Here is a 25,509-nt window from a genome sequence, read left to right on the forward strand (position 1 = left end):
AAAAAATTAGAGCATTTGCGACGAATTAATCCCTTTAATCAAATTATTATTTCGATTAAATTATAAAAAAAGTCGGACAGTTTACATTTGACACAAATATGACAATTTAACTTTCGCACCAAAAAAGAGCATTTCATTGCACTTCGCAGAGGAACAGGAAAAATGAAAATCGATAATCACATTATTAATCTACTGATAAAAAATGGACGCGCGTCCTTTGCAGACATAGCCAGAGAGATCGGTGTTTCGCGCGCTTATGTACGTCAGCGCGTCCAGAAATTACAGGAAGACGGTGTAATCGAGCAATTCACGGCCGTCATCAATCCGCTCAAACTTGGAAAGTCCCTTTCCGCCTTTCTGGACGTCAAAGTGGCACCGCAAGGCATTGAGCAGATTGCCAATGAACTGGCAGAATGCCCTGAAGTCGTCAGCCTATATATAATGAGCGACATGAAAAGTTTACACATCCATACTTTGACAGACGATTTCGAAGCACTGGACCGTTTCACTCGTAAACACATCTTCTCACGCGAACACATCATTGAAGTAGACTGCAATACATTGTTGACACGTGTGAAGCATCGCCGAGGCGGCCCTCGACTTTAAACCATCTACATTTTTAGCTATTGCAGACATAAAAAAGGCTCCACTAGGGAGCCTTTTTTATTAACAATGTAAACAGTGTCTAAGTTTACGAAAATTGAATTTCGTCGTTATCCACTGTGATATGAATCGTCGATCCGCTCACAAACTCCCCTTTAAGAAGTTTTTGAGCCAACGGGTTCTCAACGCGTTGCTGGATAGCACGTTTCAATGGACGCGCGCCGTACACCGGATCAAATCCAGCCTCACCCAACAAATCCAAAGCTTCGTCACTGATTTCAAGATTCAATTCCACATCCTGCAAACGCTGACGCAAATGCTGCAATTGAATATTGGTGATTGAACGAATCTGTTCACGACCTAGCGGACGGAACACCACAATCTCATCAATACGGTTGATGAACTCCGGGCGGAAGTGACCACCGACCACCTCCATGACGTCAGACTTCATCGCATCGTAATTCTCCTCGCCCGCTTTTTCCTGAATGATCTGCGATCCCAGATTGGACGTCATCACAATGACCGTATTCTTAAAATCGACCGTCCGACCTTGACCGTCCGTTAGGCGTCCGTCGTCCAACACCTGCAACAGGATATTGAAAACATCCGGATGTGCCTTCTCCACCTCATCAAGCAATATCACCGAATAAGGCTTACGACGCACCGCTTCGGTAAGGTAACCGCCCTGCTCATAGCCAACATAACCCGGAGGTGCACCAATCAGACGTGCGACAGAATGCTTCTCCATGAACTCGGACATATCCAAACGCACAATGGCATCCTGAGTGTCAAACAGGAAATCCGCCAAAGCCTTGGTCAATTCGGTTTTACCGACCCCCGTCGGCCCAAGGAACAAAAACGAACCATTCGGACGATTCGGATCGGACAGGCCTGCTCGGGAACGACGAATCGCATCCGACACAGCACTTACCGCTTCCGCCTGTCCTACAACCTTCTTCTGCAGCGCCTCTTCCATACGTAACAGTTTGTCGCGCTCACCTTCAAGCATGCGTGAGACAGGAATCCCCGTCCAGCGCGCCACCACTTCAGCGATCTCTTCGTCGGTTACTTTATTGCGCAACAGGTGAAGTACATTTCCGTCCTCACTTTCCGCCTGTTCAGCCGCTTTGATCTTGGCTTCCAAGTCAGGAATCGTTCCGTATTGCAATTCGGACATCTTCGCCAGATCACCTTCACGGCGTGCCGCTTCCATTTCAAAACGAGCCTGATCCAACGCTTCCTTATATTGCTGGGTTCCTTGCAAGGAAGCTTTGTCTTTTTTCCAAATCTCTTCCAGATCAGAGTACTCTTTTTCCAATTCATCGATTTGCGACTGTAGATCTTCCAGACGTTTTTTAGATGCTGCGTCCTTCTCTTTTTTCAACGCTTCACGCTCAATCTTCAACTGAATCAAACGTCGATCCAACTTGTCCATCTCTTCCGGTTTGGAATCAATTTCCATACGAATACGAGAGGCCGCTTCGTCGATCAGATCGATTGCCTTGTCCGGCAACTGACGATCTGTAATGTATCTCTGAGAAAGCTGAACAGCTGCTACGATTGCCGGGTCGGTAATATCCACACCATGATGCACCTCGTAACGTTCCTTAAGACCACGTAAGATAGCAACCGTATCCTCTTCAGTTGGCTCATCCACCAACACCTTTTGGAAACGACGCTCCAAAGCTGCATCCTTTTCAATATATTCTCGGTATTCATCCAAAGTCGTCGCACCTAAGCAGTGTAACTCACCTCGTGCCAAAGCCGGCTTAAGCATGTTTCCGGCATCCATGGCACCGTCGGACTTTCCTGCACCAACCATGGTATGGATTTCATCAATAAACAGAATGATCCGGCCTTCATTCTTGGCCAAATCATTCAAAACAGCTTTCAAGCGTTCTTCAAATTCACCACGGTATTTAGCACCCGCCAACAAAGCACCCAGATCCAAAGAGAGCACTTTCTTATCGCGCAAGCCTTCCGGCACTTCTCCGTTGATGATACGTTGAGCCAGCCCTTCCACAATCGCGGTTTTACCAACACCCGGTTCACCAATCAATACCGGATTGTTTTTGGTACGGCGCTGCAAAACTTGAATCGCACGACGAATCTCATCGTCACGTCCGATAACCGGATCCAGTTTTCCGGACTCTGCACGCTCGGTTAAATCGATCGTATATTTTTCAAGCGCCTGGCGCGTTTCTTCTGCATTTTGATTCATTACGCTTTCCCCTCCACGCACTTGTTGAATCGCTTGTTCAAGACCATTTTTAGTTGCCCCGGCCTGTTTCAGTAGTTCCGACACCACATCATTGGAGTCCAGAGCGGCCAAAAAGAACAATTCACTGGCAATATAAGCATCACCTTTTTGCTGGGCCGCTTTATCCATCATATTCAGAACTTGCCCCGATTTCTGGGACAATTGAACATCGCCGCCGGTTCCGGTCACTTTCGGCAAGGTTTCAAGCTTTTGCTTCACAGCCTGACGCAATCCTCCGACATTGACTTGGGCCAACTGCAACAAGGATGCCTGCTCTTCCAGCAGTACAGACAAGATATGCAGCGGTTCAATAAACTGATTATCCTGTCCTAACGCAAGCGACTGTGCCTGCCCTAAAGCCGACTGAAACTGAGTGGTAAATTTATCAATCATCGTTAAAACACCCCTTCAACTGATTTTATTTAACTAAGTAACATATAAGGACGACTTCGAATAACTCAAACTTTAAGGTGAAAAAAATCGCCTGCTTTACAAACCCAACTCACACAAAAAAAACAAAACTCCCTTTAAATACAGAAAGTTAAGACCTTGTAAAAAACCACACTTTTACCGCTATCTTTCTTAGTTAATAAAGATATAATACTAGATTATCAATAAAACTACTCACCACATAATCACCATTCATGACAGGATAGTGTGACGATCAAAATTAAGAAGTCCGTTCCATATGAATCTACCTTCCACACCCCACGAGCCAACACTTGAGATCCTGTTTGATAACATGGCTGATGCGGCGTACCTGATCGACCCCAAAACATCCAACATCATCTGGTGCAACCGTGCGGGCTACGAAGACCTCGGATTCGAGAAGAACGAAATCTTAAACCACTCCGTTCTAAGTCTGCAGAAGGACTTGCAGGGACTACCGCAATGGGACGAAGTGGTGAAAGCGATCATCAACTGCGAAACCTTTACGTTCATAGGCCGGCATGCACTCAAAGAAGGAGGTGACATTGCAGTGGAAGTCAACACCACCCACTTTGAACACCAAGGCCAAACCTACTGTCTGTCGGTGGCACGCAACATCAACAAACGTCTGGCGATGGAACAGGAACTTCAGAGTCGAAACCATCGGATCTGGTTTGCGCTGAACGAAGCAACGGATGGCATGTGGGAATGGGAGGTCGAAACCGGCCACGTCTTTTTCAGTCCGCAACTCAAAAGAATGCTGGGCTACGGTCCGGATGAAATGAAGCCGGAAGTGAATACCTGGATCCACAACATTCATCCCGACGATCTGGACCGAGTCGCACAAATTCTAGAAGACCACCTACAAGGGAAACTCAGCAGCTACGAAGCGGAATACCGACTTAAAAACCGCAATGGCCACTACCTCTGGGTGCACGACAAAGGTAAAATCTGCGAACGCGATGAACAAGGTAACCCGACCTATGTCGTCGGCATGGTTGAAAATATCAGCGAACGCAAACAGTTGCAATTTCAGCTCGAAGAACTGGCTGCGAACGATGTCCTTACTCAATTACCTAATCGCAGGGAAGGCGAAATTCAAGTACACCAACAGCTTGAAGTGAGCAAACGTAGCGGCCGGCCAATGTGTCTTGCAGTCGTGGATTTCGATGACTTTAAACGTATCAATGATCTCTACGGCCATCAAAAAGGCGATGAAGTTCTGGTGTTTGGGGCCCAATTATTACGATCCACTCTCAGAAAGTCCGACTTCGTCTACCGCTGGGGCGGTGAGGAATTCGTAATCCTCTTCCCGGATACCGACTTGGAGCAGATTGAGTACATTACAGACAAGATCCACAAGGTTTTTTCAGATGCCGATTGGTCAGGGATCAACATCCCCGCACTTACTGTCAGTATCGGCATCGCCTGTTGCCCGAATCACGGCGAAGATTTTGAAACTCTGATTAAACAAGCCGACACAGCGGTGTATACTGCAAAAGAACAAGGGCGAAACCAAACTATTTTTGCTGCTTCACCCGCCAACACCAACTAAATAGCAATAACGAATACAGCTTTATTATGGATAGTCTCTTTTTCTTATTTTCCAAGATTGCATGGGCCTTTCTGAGCCCAGGGAATCTCTTTGTCATCGCGCTGATCCTGGGAACACTCTACCTGATCAACAATCACGTACGCGCCGCTAAAAAAATATTGGTACCTACTGCCCTGATCAGCTTTTTCACCATGGCCTATCCGGTCGGTGATTTTCTGATGAATCCGCTGGAATCAAGATTTTCAAAACCTGAATCCATGCCCAAAGACATTGACGGCATCATCATACTTGGCGGTGGAGAAGACTTAAAACGCTCATTGAGCTGGAATGTCGCCGAACTGGGACTCGGTGGAGACCGCTACATTGCGGCGGCGAAACTGGCGGCACAATACCCTAAAGCGCCGGTTATCTTTACAGGCGGAAGTGGTTCGGTTCAATTGCAGGACACCAAGGATGACGAGGGATCGATCGCCAAACAAATTCTAACGACAATCGGGATTGATGAAAAACGACTCGTTATCGAATCAAGCTCCAGAAACACCTACGAAAACTTTCTATATACACAACCTAAGTTGCCAAAACCGGATGGGACTTACCTACTGGTCACGTCGGCTTTCCACATGCCGCGCTCCGTAGGGATCGCTCGTCAACTCGGCATCAATGTCATTCCCTATCCTGTGGATTATCGCTCCAACAGCAGCGATTTAAGACAGTGGGACTTTGATCTTTTCGACCATCTCAAAGCATTGGAACCGGCCGTTAAAGAATGGATCGGATTGACCGTCTACTACTGGACAGACAAGACTTCGGAATGGTATCCAAGCCCGTAATAAGGGACTAAAACACCTTAGAAAGTCGTATCTGGAGAACTTTCCGGTTTTAAACAGGCCTGTTTAAAACCGGATCGAATCAAATTACTTTTGAAAAACGGTTTTGCGTGCCCGCTTTCAAATAGGCATCAAACACCATACAAATATTTCGAATCAACAGACGCCCTTTCGCGGTCACGAAAATATCCTTATCGGTCATCGTAATCAATCCATCTTCAACCATCGGCGTCAGATTTTGCAATTCCTGTGCAAAATACTCTTTAAAACGGATATTCCACTGTTGATCCAGCTTGTCAAAATTCAAATGGAAGTGACTGATTAGGCGAGTGATGACATCGCGACGCAACTCATCGTCTTCAGTGAGAAACACGCCTCTAAATACCGCTAAATCGCCCGCATCAATCGCTTGGTAATACTCTTCCAAACTTTTACGGTTTTGCGCATAGGTGTTATCAATCAATGAAATAGACGTCGCCCCCATACCGATGAGGTCACAATCCGCATGAGTGGAATACCCTTGGAAGTTCCGGTACAAGGTTTCATTACGTTGCGCTACAGCGAGTTCGTCATCCGGCTTGGCGAAATGATCCATTCCGATGTAGATGTACCCGGCTTCCAACAAACGTTCGGTTGTGGCGTGTAATATCGCCAGCTTTTCATCTGCCGAAGGCATGTCGGATTCCTTCATCTTCTTCTGAGTCGGGAACATGCTTGGCATGTGGGCGTAATTGAAGATCGAAAAACGATCCGGTTCCGCCTCCAACACCTTGTCCAAGGTTGCGATGAATCCCTTTTCGGTTTGAAAAGGCAGACCGTAAATCAAATCGACGTTCACCGACATGAAACCGGCCTCACGTGCGCCTTCCAACACCTCAAAGGTTTCCGCCTGACTCTGGATACGATTAACCGCCTTCTGAACCTGAGGGTCAAAATCCTGGACCCCAAGGCTCATTCGATTAAAACCCAGTTCACGCAAAAGTTTCACGGATTCACGATTCGCTTCACGGGGATCGATTTCAATTGAATACTCACCGGAATCGTCATCGAACAGGTTGAAATGTTCACGGGTCTTATCCATTAACTGGCGCATTTCATCGGTATTGATGAACGTTGGCGTACCACCGCCCCAATGAAGCTGTTCGACCTTACGGTTCGGATCGAACAATCTGGACTGCATCTCGATTTCCTTAAAAAGACGCTCCAAATATGGCGTAGTTTTGGAGCGGTCACGAGTCCATACCTTGTTACAGGCACAGAAGAAACAGACCGTATCGCAAAACGGGATATGAAAATACAAAGACAATCCGCGTCCGGATTCATTGCTTCTTTGAGCCGCTGCTTTGTATTCTTCGATTCCGAACGACTCATCAAACTGAATCGCGGTCGGATAAGAGGTGTAACGAGGACCTGTCTGGTTATAACGTTTGATCAAGCCTTCATCGAATTGAATGTTCTGTTCCATAACAAATTGCTGTCCTGAGGTCGAATCTAATGATCCATAATGATTCAAAACAGGCATGATAAATGAAAAACCGGTTGCGTGAGTTATTCCATATCAAGAGTTTGGGATTCAACCCGGTTACGCCCGTTTTGTTTCGCGAAGTAGAGTTGTTTGTCCGCCAAAGAAAACATCTTGTCGATCGAATTCGTTTTGAGCGGATTAAAACAGACCGTCCCGCAACTCACCGTTACCCGCATTTCATCATCGGTATTTTCACAAAAAATGGTCTGTTCGACAGTGGATCGAATGCGTTCCGCCAAAGCGCTCACATTGTTATCACCCTCTCCCAATGTCATGACCGCAAACTCTTCTCCTCCCCAGCGGTAGACTTTGTCTTCTTGTCTTAAGGAGTTTTTCAACACTTCAGCCAGCTTTTTCAACACTTGGTCTCCGACCAAATGCCCTTTTTCATCGTTCACTTTTTTGAAATGATCGACGTCCAAAATAATCAGACCGACCCGTAAATGTTGACGTCTTGCCAAAGAGAGCATCTGCCCGTATTCCTCATCGAATACTTTCCTTAACGGCAACTCGGTCAGGCCGTCCAAGGTCGCGGAATGGATGATTTGCTCATCAATCAACTGCAACAATACTTCAGCGACCTTATCGGAGGCTTTCTCCATTTTGGAGAGCGACTTTATGATGTTTTCCGGGTGCTGGGCGATGGAATCCTGAATAGCCTGTCTCGCCAAGGAATGAACCTGGCGATGTGCCAGGTCGAATGACTCCTTTTGATCGGCCGGAATTTTATCCCAGCCTCCTGCATTGAGCCACTTCCCCAAACTGCATTCATCGGTAGAGTAAGGAAACTCTTCGTCCTCTACAGAACCCAGTGCCATAGAAAACAATCTCACTTTCCAATTCACATGGTCTATGTAAGCTCCGACCAACTCTTCGGAAATCTTGATGCTGCCGAACTTGGTCGCTCTTTCAATACCGGTGATGTCGGCACGGAACTTCTGGTGCATTTTTTCCATCATGCCTGCAATGGCGTAGACATTGGCGCTGACGGCTTGAGCGATATCCAATGCTTGGCTGATAACGTATCCCAACTGGGGTTTGCCACTCTTGGAAGTATGTTTGAAAAACATATGGCGGCACTGATTGATGATCAACGTCGTTCTGACGGAACTCAATCCCAACTTGTACCAGTAGGTACATTGAGTATATTGCCGAATGTAGAACTCTTGTGAATAGTGTCCGGACACCAGGGCATCGTAATAGCCATCAATGAACACCTGCTCAATCTGGTAATCGTATTCGTTCAGCCAACCGTTCAATTCCGCCAGAAACAAGGGCTTCAATTCAATGAAAAAGGCGCGGCTTAGCTCAAACTGAGTTCGATCTTCGTCATCGACGCCGATCATTTGATTGATGGAGGAGATGGTGAGCATAGGAATCTCTATAGAATAACAGCCCCCATTCTACCCACCTTTTAACAATACTTACAACAACTTAAAAGACCAGGCCTGGTGAATCTTGCTATTGCGCTGAAAATCCTTAGGCATGGTCTTTTGCGTGATATCCGTGATCTCGACGCCGCTGAAATCAGCCTCCGCCAGTTTGAATTTACGCAGATTAGTCGAGAAGACCAATTCACCGCCCGGTTTCAACAACGCCAAAGTCTGATTAATCAACGTCACATGGTCGCGCTGAATATCCAACGTTCCTTCCATGCGTTTGGAGGTCGAGAACGATGGAGGATCAAGGAAGATCACGTCAAAATCCGCTTGTCCCGATTGAGAGGCCTGCTCAAGCCATTCCAGCACGTTTTCCTGTTCCAGGCGATGCTTGGATTCGTCGCAATCGTTGCTCAAGAAATTATGTTTGGCCCAGTACAGATAGGTTTTGGACATATCCAGACTCAAACTGCTTTTCGCTCCCTGAACCGCCGCCTGAGTCGTCGCCGTTGCGGTATAACAGAACAAGTTCAGCAAACGTTTGCCCCTTGACTGTTGTGCCACATAAGCACGCACATCACGATGATCCAAAAACACACCGGTATCAAGATAATCAGTAAAATTGACGCGCAATTTCACACCGTTTTCCATAATGGTGAAAAACTGTCGATTCTCATCCAGACGCTCGTACTGAGATGTCCCTTTCTGGCGCTCGCGCACCTTGAAAACGATATGGTCCGCCGGCAGATCGAACACCTCCGGCAATACGGACATAGCTTCATGAAGACGTTTTTTTGCCCCCGTTCGGTCAATTGATTTCGGAGCGGCATATTCGTTCACTACCAGCCAATCGCCTCCTTCCAAAGTCTGGTAGAAGTCGATCGCCAAGGCATACTCGGGCATATCGGCGTCATACACACGGTAAGCAGAAACTTCTTCTTTTTGTGCCCATTTGCGCAAGTTCTTCAAATTCTTTTTCAGACGGTTGGCGAACATCTGCGCGCCTTCCGACTCTTTCATGTCCGGCAACGCCATCTGAATCTCTTCAGCCAGATTCGCGCCACCTTTGACAGCTGGTTGGCGATGGAACTCTTTGAGAATATCAAAACGGAACAACTTACACTCCATCGCCCCGTTGAAGAAATTATGGCTGCGCTTGGCCTTGATACCTAAATACATGCCCAACTCAGGATTACACGTAAGAATTGCGGCCTGCCAACCGTCGAATTCGCTTTTCAGATAATTTCCAAGATCGACATAAACGCTTTTCACAGTCTCCAGCTCACCCAAACGCTCGCCATAAGGTGGATTGGATATCACCAGGCCAGGTGTCCAACCTCCCCAGCGTCGCCCTTGTTCGACGGTCATCTGCTTGATCTCAATGCTGTCGGAATAACCCGCATTGGCGATTGCTTCCTTAGCGACATCCAGCGATCGGTGCGAAGCGTCCGAACCGTAAATTTCCGGCAAATTTCTCAAACCTTCCGCTTCGCGTTGTTCCGCTTCGTCCACCAATTTGCGCCACAATTTCGCGTCATGCTGTTTCCAGGTCAAAAAGCCCATCTGTTCGGACTTTTCCAATCCGGGTGCCAGATCAGAAGCCATCATCGCCGCTTCAATCAGAAAGGTTCCGGAGCCGCACATTGGGTCGTATAAAGTACCGCCCTGCTTGGCGATCTCAGGCCACCCTGCCCGCATCAACAAAGCGGCCGCCACGTTCTCTTTCAAAGGCGCCTTGACCTGTTGCCCTTCTCTGTAACCGCGCTGGTGCAGACTGTGTCCGGTCAAATCAATACTCAAAGTCAACTGGTTACGGTTAAGGTGGCCGTGCACCCGCAGTTCAGGGTGAACCGTATCGACACTTGGACGACTGTTCGAAACCGTTCTGAAATAATCGACGATGCCGTCCTTGATCTTCAAAGCACCGTAATGACTGTGATCAATCCCCATCCCTTTCCCGGAAAAGGACACCGCAAAGGTTCCGAACGCATCCATATGCGAATTCCAGTCGATCGTAGAGACTTGTTCGGTCAAATCCTCTTGATTCACCAGCTCCGTCTCCAAAACGGTCAAGTAGATCCGGTTTGCCAGACGAGACCACAGGCAGGCACGGTAAGCCACTTCCAGGTCACCCTCAAAACTCACACCCCTTGGTTGTGCCTTAACATTATGGGCACCCAGAGAAAGCAGTTCTTCACGCAACATCTCACTCAACCCACCCGGAGAGGTGGCAAAACATTTCAACATATCGATTCCAATGGTAATTTAGAAAATGACGGCTAACGGATGGACTCAAGGTTATGTTTTCGCAAGCTCGACATATAACGGATTTTAATCCGCACATTTTACTGTTTTACTGTCTGCTTTAGGTAAGTTTCTGTAAAATAGAGACCTGAATTCATTCATAAAACATAATTCGACGGTGGTTCCATGAGATTCCGATTCATCCTTCTCGCATTGTTCCTTTCATTGGCTCTACCGGCGTCAGCCTCTGAATCGAACGAAGCCGAGTTTCAATCCTGGGTTAAAGACTTCAAAAAACAGGCCGTTGAACAAGGCATTTCAAAAACCACTCTGGATCAAGCCTTCGAACACGTCACCCTGAATCAGAAAGTACTCGACCTGGATAGTCGTCAACCGGAATTCACACGCACCTTTTGGCAGTACTTCAGAAGTGCGGTCACCGAATGGCGTATTGCCAAAGGCCGATACCTCTACCAAAAGCACCGTAGATTACTGGATGAAGTCACCAAAAAATACGGCGTACCCGGTCGTTTTCTGGTCGCCTTTTGGGGGATGGAAACCAATTTTGGTGGTTACACAGGAAACATTCCGATCATAGAATCCTTGGCAACTCTTGCTTTCGACCCACGCCGTAGTGAATTCTTCAGCAAAGAGCTGATCGATGCGTTGAAGATTCTCGATCAGGGACATGTCACACTTGATGAGATGAAAGGTTCATGGGCTGGCGCGATGGGACAGTGCCAATTCATGCCGTCCAATTATGTACGCTATGCGGTTGACGGCGACGGCGACGGTAAGAAAGACCTTTGGGGCAGTCTGCCGGATGTATTCTTCTCCGCCGGAAATTTCTTATCGACCTTGGGTTGGCAGAAACAAGAAAACTGGGGCCGAGAGGTGTCACTTCCGGAAAACTTTAACTATGTCCTGGCCGACGGCAAAACGGCTCGTCCGCTTGCCGAGTGGAGCAAAATGGGGCTGAAACTTGCCGACGGTCGACCACTGCCTAAAGAAGATATGCAAGCCAAACTGATTCTGCCGAGTGACTACCGTGGACCGGCGTTTCTGGTATTCGACAACTTCAAGGTGATCAAACGCTGGAATAACTCCAACAACTACGCGCTGGGGGTCGCACACTTGGCAGACAGAATCATCGGACGCCCCGATTTATCCAAAAAAGCACCCAAAGACGATAAAGCCCTGAGTAAAACTCAGATGAAGTCCATTCAGGAACGCCTCAACTGGCTCGGTTACGATGCCGGAAAACCAGACGGAATTGTCGGCAGCCAGACTCGTAGCGCCCTTCGGGCATTCCAAGCCGAACGTGACCTTCCGGCAGACGGTTATCCATCTCATCGCATGCTGGACATGCTATTGAGTACTCAAAAGTAATACGCCAAAGGTGGGTATGGAACCATGACAGCTTCCGATGACGAACAGAGCAAATCCGATCTGGCAATCCATAAAATCCTGCCGCCGAAACCGGAACTGTACGATCATCCCAGCTACCTCTTCTGGAAGGTTCAGAGTCAACTCGTCAAGTTGAATTATCGCCTCAACCGCACAACCCACCATAGAAAACCCACCTCCGAGAAGCCTACGGAAACGGAATAAGGGCTTTGCAAAACGCAAATCGCTGGTTATACTAGAAAAACAGTAAATTGTCGGAGTGCCTAGACTAGGCTGAGATCGCGTAAGCGGGATCCGTAGAACCTGATCTGGTTAATACCAGCGAAGGGAACAATCAGACATTCAACGTTACTGCTCCAAGCGGTATTCGAGTTTCAATCGTCTGATTCATGCAAGATTTGCGTGAATTCAAACTCACCTTATCTTTCTGAATCCTCTTCAACTGAAACCCAAACGTTGTTTCCAAAACAATTCGTTTCGAATTCGTCTGTTTTCTACACAAGTCTATCGTGCCCCGCCTGATTTTAATTTTTAAAAGAGGCAGAGCCGTGAGTTCAACAAACAAAACCAACCGCCGCGAAGCGCGTGCAGCAGCGGAAGCATTCATCAAAGACGTTTCCGGACAATCCTTCCCTAATTCAACCAAAATCTACGTGCCGGGCGAAATCCACCCGATTCAGGTCGGAATGCGCCAAATTTCGGTCAGCGACACCTACGTCAGCGGCCCACAGGACAATCCGGTAATGGAGCCTAACGAACCGGTTCCGGTTTACGACACATCGGGCCCATACACCGATCCAAACATTGAAGTCGATGTCTATAAAGGTTTGCCGAAGCTTCGCCAGAGCTGGATTGAAGCCCGTGGAGATACCGAGCTTCTGGATTCCGTCACCTCCAAATTCACTCAGGAGCGTCTGGCGAACCAAGGGCTGGATCACATCCGTTTCGAAAACCTGCCGCCGGTGCGCCGCGCCAAAGCGGGCAAAAACGTCACCCAGATGCACTATGCCCGTCAAGGCATCATCACACCTGAAATGGAATACATCGCCATCCGCGAGAACATGAAGCGCGCCGAAGTGCGTGACGAAATGCTGACCCAACAACATGCCGGTGAATCCTTCGGAGCAAGCATTCCAAAAGATATCACCCCGGAATTCGTGCGTGACGAAGTCGCCCGTGGACGTGCGGTTATTCCTTGTAACATCAACCACCCGGAATCGGAACCGATGATTATCGGACGCAACTTCCTGATCAAGGTCAACGCCAACATCGGTAACTCGTCGGTCGGTTCTTCCATCGCCGAAGAGGTCGAAAAACTGGTTTGGGCAACCAAATGGGGTGCTGACACCGTAATGGATTTGTCGACCGGTCGTAACATTCATGAAACCCGCGAATGGATCATGCGTAACTCGCCGGTTCCAATCGGAACCGTACCGATCTATCAGGCACTGGAAAAGGTCAACGGCATCGCCGAAGACCTGACTTGGGAAATCTTCCGCGACACCCTGATCGAACAAGCCGAACAAGGGGTCGACTATTTCACCATTCATGCGGGCGTACTATTGCGTTACGTCCCTATGACCGCCAAGCGTGTTACCGGCATCGTCTCACGCGGTGGTTCCATCATGGCGAAGTGGTGTCTGGCACACCATCAGGAAAACTTCCTGTACACCCACTTTGAAGAAATCTGTGAAATCATGAAAGCCTACGACGTCAGCTTCTCATTGGGTGACGGTTTACGTCCTGGCTCCATTGCAGATGCCAACGACGAAGCCCAGTTTGCCGAACTGGAAACCTTGGGGGAACTGACTCAGATTGCTTGGAAACATGACGTTCAAACCATTATCGAAGGTCCGGGACATATTCCTCTACACATGATCAAAGAGAACGTAGACAAGCAACTACGTGAATGCGGCGAAGCGCCTTTCTATACGCTTGGTCCTTTGACGACCGACATCGCACCGGGATACGACCACATCACATCTGGCATCGGTGCCGCCAACATCGGTTGGTACGGCTGCGCCATGCTGTGCTACGTCACACCGAAAGAACACTTGGGTCTGCCGAACAAAGAAGACGTTAAGGAAGGTCTGATGGCTTATAAGATCGCGGCCCACGCCGGCGACCTGGCGAAAGGCCATCCGGGCGCTCAGATTCGCGACAACGCCTTGTCGAAAGCACGCTTCGAATTCCGCTGGGAAGACCAGTTCAACCTGGGACTGGATCCGGAACGCGCACGCGCCTACCACGACGAAACCATCCCGCAGGAATCCGGTAAAGTGGCACACTTCTGCTCGATGTGCGGGCCTAAATTCTGTTCGATGAAAATCTCCCAGGAAGTTCGCGATTATGCCGCCCAGCAAGACCAGGCCGGCCAGATCACCGAAATCACCTTGGAAGAAATTCAAAGCGGCATGAAGGAAAAATCACAGCAGTTCCGTGAATCCGGCAGCGAAATCTACCAGAAGGAAGCCTAACATGCCGAATACGCCCAATATCGCCATTGTCGGCGCTGGGTTGATAGGACGAGTAGTGGCGGTCAGCCTGAGCGAGTCCCACAAGGTCACACTGTTTGATCGTGATGACCGACAGGGATCGCTCAGTGCCGCCCATCTCGCAGCAGCAATGTTGGCGCCTTTGGCGGAATCCGCAGACAGCTCACTAAGCGTGATGCAAATGGGCCAACGCAGTCTGGAACTGTGGCCCGGCGTTTTGGAAAAATTGCAAAAGCCGGTCTTCTTCCAGCAGAACGGCAGCTTGATTCTCGCCTATGAGCAAGACTACGGAAACCTAGTCGATTTCGGCCACCGTATCAAGGGCGAAATGGGGAAAGACTACAGCAGCCTGACACCATTACAGCTCGAAGAGCTGGAACCTGAACTGGCCCAACAGCCGCACACCTTCCAGCATATCCTCTGGCTTCCCGAAGAAGGTCAGCTGGACAACCGCGAGCTGCTTGAAAGTTTGGCAAGCACACTGGAACAACGCAATGTGGTTTGGCACCAAAACACAGAGGTATCGATCGAGAATCGCCAAGTGGTTTACGACGGTGAACGCCGATCATTCGACTGGGTGATCGATTGCCGCGGTCTGGGTGCTAAAGACCAGATATTGCAAACCGGAACCGAGCACGGCAAACACAAATTGCGCGGCGTGCGAGGTGAAGTCGTTCGACTGTATGCACCGGAAGTCAATCTGAACAGGCCTGTCCGTTTGATGCATCCGCGCTACCCGATCTATATCGCTCCGAAAGCGGACCACCGTTTCGTAGTCGGCGCAACTCAGATCGAAACCGAAGACCAGCGACAACCGACCGTGCGTTCCGCTCTGGAGCTTTTGTCAGCGTGCTTCAGCGTGCACAAAGGGTTTGCCGAAGCGGAGATACTGGAAATCAAATCCGGTTTGCGCCCGGCGTTTGAGGACAACGAACCGAAGATTCGGGTTGACGGCAACTTAATTCAGGTCAACGGCCTGTTCCGTCACGGTTACCTGTTGGCGCCGGCCGTGGCCGAACAGTGCATCGCTTTGATCGATACCGCTTTGCCAAAACCGCCCGTTTTTGAACATTTAATCGAATTTACCGAGAACAGCCATGACTGATACTTTTCAAATCCTGGTCAACGATACACCGCAACAAGCCAACGGCGATACCACCTTGGCCGAAGCCGCAACACAATTTGGCGCACAAGCGCCTTATGCGCTGTTGCTGAACCAGAATTTCGTACCCAACTCGGAACATGACCGAATCACTCTCAACCCCGATGACGCCATCGAGGTCATTTCCGCAATCCAAGGGGGATAAGATGACATCCGATACACTTAATATTTACGGCATCCAACTCGACAGCCGACTACTGATCGGCAGTGCCCTTTACCCGTCACCGGACGTGATGCAACAATCCATCCAGGCGTCCGGTGCCCAGGTCGTCACCCTGTCGCTAAGCCGCCAGAATCCGGAAGCCAACGGCGGCGCCAGTTTCTGGGAGATGATCAAATCCTTAGGCTTACATCTTCTTCCGAATACTGCAGGCTGTCATAGCGTTACTGAAGCGGTCAACATGGCCAAGATGAGTCGCGAACTGTTCCAGACGGATTGGGTCAAACTGGAACTGGTCGGGGACGACTACAACCTTCAGCCTGATCCGATCGAACTGGTCAAAGCGACTGAAATACTGTTGAACGACGGCTTCAAGGTACTGCCTTACTGCACTGATGATTTGGTGATCGCGAGACATCTGGTAGAACTGGGCTGCGAAGTCATCATGCCTTGGGGCTCGCCGATCGGAACCGGCAAAGGCCTGCTCAACCCGTATGCCCTACAGGCGATCCGAGACCGCTTCCCGGAAGTTACCCTGATCGTGGATTCGGGTATCGGGAAGCCGTCTCATGCTACCCAAGCATTGGAGATGGGTGTGGATGCGATTCTGCTCAACACTGCCGTCGCTCAGGCGCAAAACCCAGTCATGATGGCAACCGCTTTCGCCCGTGCTATCGAAGCGGGACGTCTGGCCTATCAGAGTGGTTTAATCAGCGAACGTTCCACCGCTAAACCAAGTACGCCGACTCTGGACAAACCTTTCTGGCATCAGGTGAACTATGGCTGAAATCCAATCCAAGCGACCGATCATCTGGAGCATCGCCGGTTCGGATTGCAGCGGTGGCGCCGGCATTCAGGCCGACATTAAAAGCGGTCATGCCATCGGCTGTGAGGTCTGTACCCTCATCACAGCCAACACTGTGCAGAATTCACGCCAGCTACAATCCATCAACTCGGTTCCTGTTGACTTGCTGCAACAGCAATTCGATTGTCTTCTGGAGGACAAGCCGCCTCAGGCAGTCAAAATCGGATTAATCGCCAATAACCAACAACTCGACTGGTTAGTTAAGCGTCTTAAAACACTTAAACAAAACTCGCCAGGCCTGGTGGTGGTTTTGGATCCTGTAATGAAAGCCAGTGTCGGACAAGATTTGGTTGTTGAATCCATTGGTGCGGGTCTGTTCGATGAATTATTAAAAATCGTCGATATTGTCACGCCAAATCACTCTGAAGCGGCCAGCCTAGCGGAAGATGACGAACAACAACACACTTCGTCCGAATGGGCTGAACGGATTTTACATAAAGGTTGCCAAGCGGTTGTCATCACCGGTGGACATGGTGAGTCTGAACAATTTGTTACAGACAACTGTTATTTTGAAGACCAGCACCTTGCTTTAAAGTCGCCTCGTACGGCAACCGGTTACGGCCACGGCAGCGGCTGCAGTTTATCCACTGCCATCGCCGGCTTTATGGCTCAAGGCTACCTATTGCGTGACGCCTTCATTCAAGCTCAGGCCTTTACCAATAAGGCTTTCTCGCTTTGTCCGAAGGATTTGAAATATTACGGCGCACTGATTCAACCCTACTGGCCGGTTGAAAAACAATTTTATCCACAGGTTGTTCTCAGCAGGCCTTTAGAGTCGGTTTCCCAATCCGGTTTTGCCGATCTGGGCATTCAAAAACCGGGGCTTTATCCGGTAGTCGACTCGGTCGAATGGCTGGAAAAGCTGATGCCTCTAGGCATCGAAATAATCCAATTGCGTCTGAAGAACAAGACAGAGAACGAACTTTGCCGATTCATCGAACAAGCCGTCGTTTTATCCAAACAGTACCCAACCCGCTTATTCATCAACGATTACTGGCAGTTGGCGATTGAATATGGCGCTTATGGCGTTCATCTGGGACAGGAAGACCTTCAAGCCCTTTCAGCAGAAGAGATTCAGATCATTCAGAAATCCGGAATCCGTCTGGGAATCAGTACCCACGGTTCTTATGAATTCCTGCTGGCACAACAGATCAAACCGAGTTATCTGGCCATTGGTGCCATCTTCCCGACTCGTACCAAAGACATGACCGGTCAAATTCAGGGCGTGGATAACCTTAGAGAAATCCTGAAACTAAAGACCGGCATTCCGGTGGTGGCCATCGGTGGCATCACACTTCAAAATGCACCGGACGTCATTTCAACTCAGGTTGACAGCATTGCCGTGGTCACCGCGATTACGCTCTCCACCAGTCCAGAAAAAGTTGTCGAGGATTTCAAACACCTTCTTTCTTGAAGCAATCTGCCCCCCTTCTTCATGGCCCGCTGCGTGCGGGCCCACCCCCTACAGACCATACACAAAACTCCTATTTACCTATAAAAAACAAGGACTTAATCTTGTAAAAAACCACTCTTTTCTTCTTTAGTCCTTCTATAATAAGCACCAATGCGAACAGATTTTTAAGTGTAATTTCGCTAAAATATTAAATAGAACGGCTCAATGAGGAGGCAATCGCAGTGATACGTTTGATAAGTATTCTGATGATTGCTGGCATGTTTCTGACGGCTGCACAAGCCCAACCGCAAACCATCCAGCAACAGCTGAAAGCGATGTTATCGCAAGACTACCTGCCGTCCATTTTCGGTCAGGATGATATTCGGCTATCAAAAAAGACACTGCTGCAAAAATTCTATAGTCAACGCAACTATGAACTTGCCTGGAAAAGCCGTTCAGAAAATGGCCTCTCCAATCAATTACTCAACGCCATCAATGCTGCTGAGGACGATGGTCTAAATCCTGAATATTCCGGCTATCACCATGCGTTACTCCAACGCCTTTCCAAATCACCGACACCTGAAGACCAAGCCATCCAAGATCTTCTTCTTAGCGATGCTTTCATGACGTTGGGATACCACCTATTCTACGGGATAGCATTTGGTACGGAAGCGGATACCTTGCATAGAGCCGTCGCCCGTAAGACGATCGATATGCCGGCTATTTTAGCCAACGCCTTACAACAAGGCCGAATAGAATCGGCACTGTCACAGCTGACTCCGCAACATCGCTATTACCGAAATCTGAAAAAAGCATTGCAGCGCTATCGGACCATTGCCGATCAAGGTGGTTGGAATCAAAACCCCGAAGCTTATTCAGATATTGAAAATGTGAAAAAAAGACTTTCGATCACGGGAGAACTCGATTATGACCCCCAATCAACCGATTCGTCTTTTCCATACGATTACCTGAACACGGAACCGATTGGTTGGAGTTGGACAGAAAATGATTGGGAAGATAAATCTTCTCAAAATAACACACAACCTCCAGCGCAAACGAGTGAACAGCCCGAAGAGATAACACGCGCCATCAAAGAGTTTCAGCGATGTCATCATATAATCGTCGATGGAGTGATCGGCCCTCAGACCAAAAACAAACTGGCAGAGAGCGTTCAAGACGTCATCCTCAAGATTCGTCTCAACCTGGAACGTTGGCGTTGGTATAGCAGTCATATTCCCGACCGCTATGTCATGGTAAACATCCCGAATTTTTCACTTCAATACATCGCAGACGACCAGGTCTTGTCAATGCAGGCGGTCGTTGGCCAAATAAAACGTCCAACACCGATGATGGAAGCGATGATGAGTTATCTGGTGTACAACCCTTACTGGCGTATTCCCAAAACAATATTGGCGGAAGATATCCTGCCAAAACTCCGAAATGACAGCACTTACCTCAATCAAAAAAAGATTCGTTTGTTCAGCGCTACGGATAGAACAGAAAGTCATCCGCTTGACGCTACGAAAATTGACTGGAACAAGGTCACTAAAAACGGCATGCTTCGATACATATTCCGCCAGGATTCAGGGCCTAAAAACCCACTTGGAAGAATCAAATTCATGTTCCCCAACAGTGAAGATATCTATATCCATGATACCTCGGCACGCTACCTCTTTAAGAACAAGGCCTATCTAGTAAGTTCGGGCTGTATTCGCGCGGAAAAACCGATGCAGCTAGCTTATGAGATCTTGGTTCGGGAGAACTCCGAAACCACCTACGACTCCATCTACAGCCAAATTGAGGGTGGAGACCGGCAGGTCGTTCACCTCAAGGAAAAAATACCGGTCTTCGTCACCTACCAAACCGCATGGGCGGATACGGAAGGCAGACTGTTTCTACGTAAAGATGTCTACAAAGAAGACGCTAACCTAATGAGTTTTATGAAAAAAACCCTTGAAAATTAATGCTAAATAATTTATGGTATATTTTCACATATTTTCATAACGTGAATGGGGTGGCTATGTCAAAACACGATAATATGAATCGTAGAACATTTTTGAAACTTGGCGGAATGGGTGCAGCAGCCGCTGCTCTAGCACCGACTTCAGTGTTTGCAAACATGCAGAGACAGCACAAAGACGAAGAGTTCCGTACCCTATCTTTTTACAACCTGCATACCGGTGAGTCTTTAAAGACGACCTATTGGGAACAAGGGATCTATCACCCTGAAGCGCTGGAAGAAATTGAGCACGTATTGAGAGACTTCCGAACCGATGAAACTCACAAAATGGACATCGCGCTGTTTGACCTGTTGCACGACATCCATAACCGTGCAGGTAAAAACAAGGCATTCAACGTTATCTCGGGATACCGTTCTCCAAAAACCAATGCCATGCTTCATAACACCACGCAAGGTGTGGCGACAAAAAGCCTGCACATGGTTGGTAAAGCGATCGATATCAACCTTCCTGGATTGAAACTGACGGATTTAAGAAAAATCGCCATGCACGAAAAACAAGGTGGCGTCGGTTTCTACCCTAAATCGAATTTCGTCCATGTCGATACAGGACGCGTTCGTCACTGGTAACAGCCAGCTTGAAACCATAATAAAAAGCCGGAACCTGAATGTATCAGGTTCCGGCTTTTTCATTTGAAGATACCGTCCTTATTCAGGAAAGCGCACTACCCAATCGCTGGCGATACTGTTTCGACAGTTCCGGATCGGAAGGTGACAACATATTCAAAATCGTTACGATCATTTCACGCGCAGCACCGTCTTTGTAATTCGGTTCCTGCTCGAACAACGCAAACAAGCTTTCCAATGCCCCCTGGTAATCGTGCTCAGCCACTAGGCATACCGCCAAATCGAAATAGGCATCGAAATCCAACGGATTTTGATCCAGACGATTCAACATTGCCTGCTTGCCTTCCGTTTCACTCGCTAGCTGCTTGAAGGTCAACTGACCGATCAATGCTCGCCCGGTCTCACTCTCCTTGTCCTTGTCCGGCAGGCGGTTGAAAATATCCATGGCCTGATCCAATACATTCACATCCAAAAGTACCTGAACCATGTCCATCGCCACCTTGGTATTGGATGGATCTGCCTGAATCGCCTGAGTAAGAAGGTTGACTGCACCGCCCGTATCGCCCTGCAAATGCAATTCGCGTGCCTGCAGACGCATCTCGTCAGACTCGCGGTAAATCCCGAAATCCTTAAGCATCGCTGCCAGCTCGTTCGAATCCATCTTACCGATTTCATTGCGAACAACTTCCCCATCCTTGAACACCTTGATCGTCGGCAGGTTTTCAATCTGGTACTGTTCTTTCAACTCAGGCTGTTCATAGACATCCAGTTTGGCAAATACGAACTGACCGGCAAATTCACGCGCCAATTCCGACAACGACGTTTCCATATTGATACAGACTTCGGAATTCACGCTCATGAACTCAACCACCACCGGTAACTTATAAGAGTTCATCAACACCAAGTTATTGAAATTGCTCTGCGACACCTCAAAAATATAACTTTCCTTACTACTCACTTTCTTACCTGCTTAAATCAATTCAATTGATCGTGATTATAGCGTCAGTCGGCAGTGCGGATAATAACTATATGTTTGGGTAACTATAAACATTTCATAATCATTAACTTATGAATTTACTTTTGCACAGACATAAAAAAACCAGCAGGCCTGCTGGTTTTTTTAATTCAGGAATCCATGCAAATGCTTATTTGTCGGCTTCGGTATTCGCGCTGCTCGCAGCCTTGGCTTTCTTTTCCGCCCGAGGCTTTAAAATCAACTCNTTCAGGAATCCATGCAAATGCTTATTTGTCGGCTTCGGTATTCGCGCTGCTCGCAGCCTTGGCTTTCTTTTCCGCCCGAGGCTTTAAAATCAACTCGCTTAACACCAAAAGCGCCGCACCGACACTGATTGCCACGTCGGCAACATTGAAGGTCGCGTAATGCCAAGTACCGATGTAGAAATCGATGAAGTCAGTGACTTTGCCTTCAAATACACGATCAATAACATTACCGATCGCTCCGCCCAGAACCATATTGATACCGATTGTTTCAACATTCAGTTTGTTCGGCAGTTTCTTAAGCCAGACATAAAGAATGGCGCTGATCCCCACGGCCAAGGCCGTGAAAAACCAACGTTGCCATCCGCCCATGTCAGCCAAGAAACTGAATGCGGCGCCGTGGTTATAATTCAGCGTCCAGTTCAGATTTGGCATCACAGGAACCGGAACGGCGAATTCCAGAGCACTGACCGCCCAGACTTTGGTCAGCTGATCCAGCGCAATCACTAACAGCGTAAACCACAAAGTACGAACAGCAGACTTGGATGTTGGCATGACACTCGGTTGATCAGGCATAATGACGCACTTCCCCTTCTCCGTCTACGTTGTCCACACAACGCTGACACAATTCAGGATGTGCTTCGATCTGACCGACTTCTTCACGATGGTGCCAGCAACGTGCACACTTCGGTTTGTCAGTGGCTCCTGCATCAATCCACAGGCCTGACAGCTCAGATTCAACCGCACTGTCTGGCTTCTCAGCCAATGGCTTAACTGCTGCTCCGGAAGTGATCAGAACAAAACGCAACTCGTCTTCCAGCTTATTGATCGCATCGAACAGACCGTCATCGCAGTATAGGGATACTTCCGCCGTCAAGGAACCTTTGATGACCTTATCGTTACGCAGCTGCTCTAACTGCTTGGCAACTGCCGAACGTACTTCCATCAATTGTGCCCAGTAAGCCGAGTTCATCTGTGCCGTTTCATCCAGTTCGACCAGACCTTCATGCCAGGTCGAAACGAAAATGGTTTGACTGCGCTCTCCTGGAAGAGCCTGCCAAATCTCTTCAGCCGTAAAACTCAAGATCGGCGCGATCCAACGACTCATTGCCTCAACGATGTGGTACAAAGCGGTCTGTGCCGAACGGCGTGGCAGGCCATCCGCTTTACAGGTGTACTGACGGTCTTTGATCACATCCAGATAGAAAGCACCCAATTCAACTGAACAGAAATTGGTCACGACTTGATAAATCTCATGGAAATTGTATTTTTCATAAGCTTCGGTGATCTCTTTCTGCAATTTTGACGCATGGCCAATCGCCCACTTGTCCAAAGGCAATAGGTCCTCATAAGCCACCAAATCCGTTTCCGGATTGAAACCGTTGATGTTCGCCAATAGGAAACGTGCTGTGTTACGGATACGACGGTACGCATCTGCGGTACGGCTGATGATCTCGTCGGAAACCGTCATCTCGTAACGGTAGTCCGCAGCGGAAATCCACAGACGAAGGATATCAGCACCGTATTTGTTTGCGATTTCCTGCGGCGCTACCACGTTCCCCTTCGACTTGGACATCTTCTTACCGTCTTTGTCCACCGTAAACCCGTGCGTCAGTACTTGTTTGTAAGGAGCCTGACCGGATGTCGCCAAAGCTGTCAACAAAGACGACTGGAACCAACCGCGGTGCTGATCGGAACCTTCCAAATACAAGTCCGCAGGCGAGTACAATTCTTCGCGCTGATCCAATACCGTGTAATGCGAAATACCGGAGTCGAACCAGACGTCCAGAATGTCCGTTACCTGCTCGTAATCTTTTGCTTCATCACCTAACAAAGTGGTTGGATCAAGGTCGTACCAGGCATCGATCGACTTTTCTTCAACCAGTTTAGCGACTTCTTCCATCAACTCGACGGTACGCGGATGCATTTCACCGGTTACCTTATGAACGAAGATCGTGATCGGTACACCCCAGAAACGCTGACGAGAGATACACCAGTCTGGACGACCGTCAACCATCCCTTCGATTCGGTTTTGACCCCATTCCGGAATCCACTCGACATTTGGAATCGCCTGCATCGCTTTGTCACGCAGGCCCCCTTCGGTCATTGAGATGAACCACTGTGGCGTAGCACGGAAAATTAACGGCGTCTTGGTACGCCAGCAGTGCGGATAACTGTGTTCAATCACTTCAATGTGCACCAGAGCCTTATGCTCTTTCAACACTTCGATCACGTGATCGTCAACTTTCAATACGTTTTCGCCCTCAAACAGCGGAGTGCCCGCCACATAGTTACCTCGACCGTCCACCGGACAGTCGACTTCCAAATCGTATTTCAGGCCGACCGCGAAATCTTCCTGACCGTGCCCCGGAGCCGTGTGAACGCACCCGGTACCCGCTTCGGTGGTAACGTGATCACCCAAGATCAACGGTACAATGCGATCGTAGAACGGATGCTGCAAACGGATCAGTTCGAATTGCTCACCGCGACCGTAAGCAATTACGTTGTAATGTTCAAAGCCCCACTTGTCCATCGAATCCTTGATCATCGCTTCTGCCAGGAACAGTCGCTCCGGACCATGCTCGCCCTCTACCTGAACCACGGCATATTCCAGTTCCGGGTTGATTGATACCGCCTGGTTGGCCGGCAGTGTCCAAGGCGTGGTTGTCCAGATGACGACCGACAAAGGCCCTTCACCCAGATGATCTTCCACGTGGTGGCAACGCTTGAAGAATGCTTCCTCATCCAAGACTTTGAAGCGTACGTCAATCGACTTAGAACGCTTCATTTCGTATTCTACTTCTGCTTCTGCCAAAGCAGAGTGTCCGCCGACAGACCAGTAAACCGGCTTGGTTCCTTTCACAAGATGACCGTTCTGAATGATCTTGGACAGAGCACGGATTTCATTGGCTTCGAATTTGAAATCTTTCGTCAAATAAGGGTTTTCCCAATCGGCCATTACGCCCAGACGTTGGAAATCGGCCATTTGACCTTCCACCTGCTGCTGGGCGTAATCTCGACAGGCCTGTCTGAATTCGGTCGCACCGATTTTCTGACCAACCTTGCCTTTTTTCTTCTCTACATTCAGTTCGATCGGCAGACCATGACAATCCCAGCCCGGCACATACGGCGCATCAAAACCGCTAAATCCTTTAGACTTGACGATCATATCCTTCAAAACCTTATTCACTGCATGACCGATGTGAATGTTTCCATTCGCATACGGAGGGCCGTCGTGCAGAATGAACTTCGGACGTCCGGCCATGTGCTCACGAACCGTCTGATATAGCGATTCGGATTGCCAGCTCTCCACCTGCTTCGGTTCACGGTTCGGCAAATTACCGCGCATCGGAAAGTCGGTTTCTGGAAGGTTTAAGGTCGATTTATAGTCTGTCATGCTCTA

The 25,509-nt window shown here is 48.7% G+C and carries 19 protein-coding genes and 1 riboswitch; of the genes, 12 read left to right on the forward strand and 7 right to left on the reverse strand.

Annotated elements, in window-relative coordinates; translation table 11 throughout:
* Positions 1-162: 162 nt before the first annotated feature.
* Complete coding sequence (locus tag QCB45_RS10360) at positions 163-606, forward strand: Lrp/AsnC family transcriptional regulator (RefSeq protein ID WP_279420912.1); 444 nt, start codon at positions 163-165, stop codon at positions 604-606.
* 85 nt (positions 607-691) lie between these two features.
* Here the strand turns inward: QCB45_RS10360 and clpB are convergent, their stop codons facing one another.
* Positions 692-3,256, reverse strand: a complete 2,565-nt coding sequence (gene clpB, locus QCB45_RS10365; RefSeq protein WP_279420913.1) for an ATP-dependent chaperone ClpB — start codon at positions 3,254-3,256, stop codon at positions 692-694.
* A 295-nt stretch (positions 3,257-3,551) separates the two neighbouring features.
* Between clpB and QCB45_RS10370 the strand changes: the two genes are divergently transcribed.
* On the forward strand, positions 3,552-4,847 hold the full coding sequence (locus QCB45_RS10370; RefSeq protein ID WP_279420916.1) for a diguanylate cyclase: 1,296 nt from the start codon (positions 3,552-3,554) through the stop codon (positions 4,845-4,847).
* Positions 4,848-4,873: 26 nt separating this feature from the next.
* Complete coding sequence (locus QCB45_RS10375) at positions 4,874-5,677, forward strand: YdcF family protein (RefSeq protein WP_279420918.1); 804 nt, start codon at positions 4,874-4,876, stop codon at positions 5,675-5,677.
* A 79-nt stretch (positions 5,678-5,756) separates the two neighbouring features.
* On the opposite strand, the gene hemN is transcribed toward QCB45_RS10375, so the two are convergent.
* From hemN to rlmKL, 3 genes are all read right to left on the reverse strand, one after another.
* Positions 5,757-7,139, reverse strand: a complete 1,383-nt coding sequence (gene hemN, locus QCB45_RS10380) for an oxygen-independent coproporphyrinogen III oxidase (RefSeq protein WP_279420919.1) — start codon at positions 7,137-7,139, stop codon at positions 5,757-5,759.
* An 83-nt stretch (positions 7,140-7,222) separates the two neighbouring features.
* On the reverse strand, positions 7,223-8,572 hold the full coding sequence (locus tag QCB45_RS10385) for a sensor domain-containing diguanylate cyclase (RefSeq protein WP_279420920.1): 1,350 nt from the start codon (positions 8,570-8,572) through the stop codon (positions 7,223-7,225).
* A 51-nt stretch (positions 8,573-8,623) separates the two neighbouring features.
* Positions 8,624-10,825 carry a bifunctional 23S rRNA (guanine(2069)-N(7))-methyltransferase RlmK/23S rRNA (guanine(2445)-N(2))-methyltransferase RlmL gene (gene rlmKL, locus QCB45_RS10390; RefSeq protein WP_279420921.1) on the reverse strand — a complete coding sequence of 734 codons (2,202 nt, stop codon included), beginning with the start codon at positions 10,823-10,825 and terminating at the stop codon, positions 8,624-8,626.
* A 183-nt stretch (positions 10,826-11,008) separates the two neighbouring features.
* Here rlmKL and QCB45_RS10395 point away from each other — a divergent pair, with 183 nt between their 5' ends.
* The 9 genes from QCB45_RS10395 to QCB45_RS10435 all read left to right on the forward strand — a co-directional run bounded on the left by QCB45_RS10395 (position 11,009) and on the right by QCB45_RS10435 (position 20,891).
* On the forward strand, positions 11,009-12,211 hold the full coding sequence (locus tag QCB45_RS10395; protein ID WP_279420923.1) for a lytic murein transglycosylase: 1,203 nt from the start codon (positions 11,009-11,011) through the stop codon (positions 12,209-12,211).
* A 24-nt stretch (positions 12,212-12,235) separates the two neighbouring features.
* On the forward strand, positions 12,236-12,433 hold the full coding sequence (locus tag QCB45_RS10400; RefSeq protein WP_279420924.1) for a hypothetical protein: 198 nt from the start codon (positions 12,236-12,238) through the stop codon (positions 12,431-12,433).
* 41 nt (positions 12,434-12,474) lie between these two features.
* A riboswitch (TPP riboswitch) is annotated at positions 12,475-12,576 on the forward strand.
* Between the two features lie 258 nt (positions 12,577-12,834).
* Positions 12,835-14,706 carry a phosphomethylpyrimidine synthase ThiC gene (gene thiC, locus QCB45_RS10405; protein WP_279421087.1) on the forward strand — a complete coding sequence of 624 codons (1,872 nt, stop codon included), beginning with the start codon at positions 12,835-12,837 and terminating at the stop codon, positions 14,704-14,706.
* 1 nt (position 14,707) lies between these two features.
* Complete coding sequence (gene thiO / locus QCB45_RS10410; RefSeq protein WP_279420925.1) at positions 14,708-15,829, forward strand: glycine oxidase ThiO; 1,122 nt, start codon at positions 14,708-14,710, stop codon at positions 15,827-15,829.
* On the forward strand, positions 15,822-16,031 hold the full coding sequence (gene thiS, locus QCB45_RS10415) for a sulfur carrier protein ThiS (RefSeq protein ID WP_279420927.1): 210 nt from the start codon (positions 15,822-15,824) through the stop codon (positions 16,029-16,031). The genes thiO and thiS overlap by 8 nt, the downstream gene beginning before the upstream one ends.
* A gap of 1 nt (position 16,032) precedes the next feature.
* On the forward strand, positions 16,033-16,833 hold the full coding sequence (locus QCB45_RS10420; protein ID WP_279420928.1) for a thiazole synthase: 801 nt from the start codon (positions 16,033-16,035) through the stop codon (positions 16,831-16,833).
* Entirely contained in the window at positions 16,826-18,325 is a 1,500-nt protein-coding gene (thiE, locus tag QCB45_RS10425) for a thiamine phosphate synthase (protein ID WP_279420929.1), read from the forward strand. Before QCB45_RS10420 ends, thiE begins: the two co-directional genes overlap by 8 nt.
* A 221-nt stretch (positions 18,326-18,546) precedes the next feature.
* Positions 18,547-20,268 carry a L,D-transpeptidase family protein gene (locus tag QCB45_RS10430; protein WP_279420930.1) on the forward strand — a complete coding sequence of 574 codons (1,722 nt, stop codon included), beginning with the start codon at positions 18,547-18,549 and terminating at the stop codon, positions 20,266-20,268.
* A 56-nt stretch (positions 20,269-20,324) separates the two neighbouring features.
* Positions 20,325-20,891 carry a DUF882 domain-containing protein gene (locus tag QCB45_RS10435; protein WP_279420931.1) on the forward strand — a complete coding sequence of 189 codons (567 nt, stop codon included), beginning with the start codon at positions 20,325-20,327 and terminating at the stop codon, positions 20,889-20,891.
* 82 nt (positions 20,892-20,973) lie between these two features.
* Here QCB45_RS10435 and QCB45_RS10440 read toward each other — a convergent pair whose 3' ends face one another.
* The 3 genes from QCB45_RS10440 to ileS form a co-directional block, all read right to left on the reverse strand.
* Positions 20,974-21,846, reverse strand: a complete 873-nt coding sequence (locus QCB45_RS10440) for a tetratricopeptide repeat protein (protein WP_279420932.1) — start codon at positions 21,844-21,846, stop codon at positions 20,974-20,976.
* Positions 21,847-22,130: 284 nt separating this feature from the next.
* Positions 22,131-22,682, reverse strand: a complete 552-nt coding sequence (lspA, locus tag QCB45_RS10445) for a signal peptidase II (RefSeq protein WP_279420933.1) — start codon at positions 22,680-22,682, stop codon at positions 22,131-22,133.
* A complete protein-coding gene (ileS, locus tag QCB45_RS10450) occupies positions 22,675-25,503 on the reverse strand; it encodes an isoleucine--tRNA ligase (protein ID WP_279420935.1) in 2,829 nt (942 codons plus the stop codon). Before ileS ends, lspA begins: the two co-directional genes overlap by 8 nt.
* Positions 25,504-25,509: the final 6 nt, after the last annotated feature.

This window comes from Thiomicrorhabdus sp. ZW0627 (assembly GCF_029767005.1).
Taxonomy (GTDB): Bacteria; Pseudomonadota; Gammaproteobacteria; order Thiomicrospirales; family Thiomicrospiraceae; genus Thiomicrorhabdus.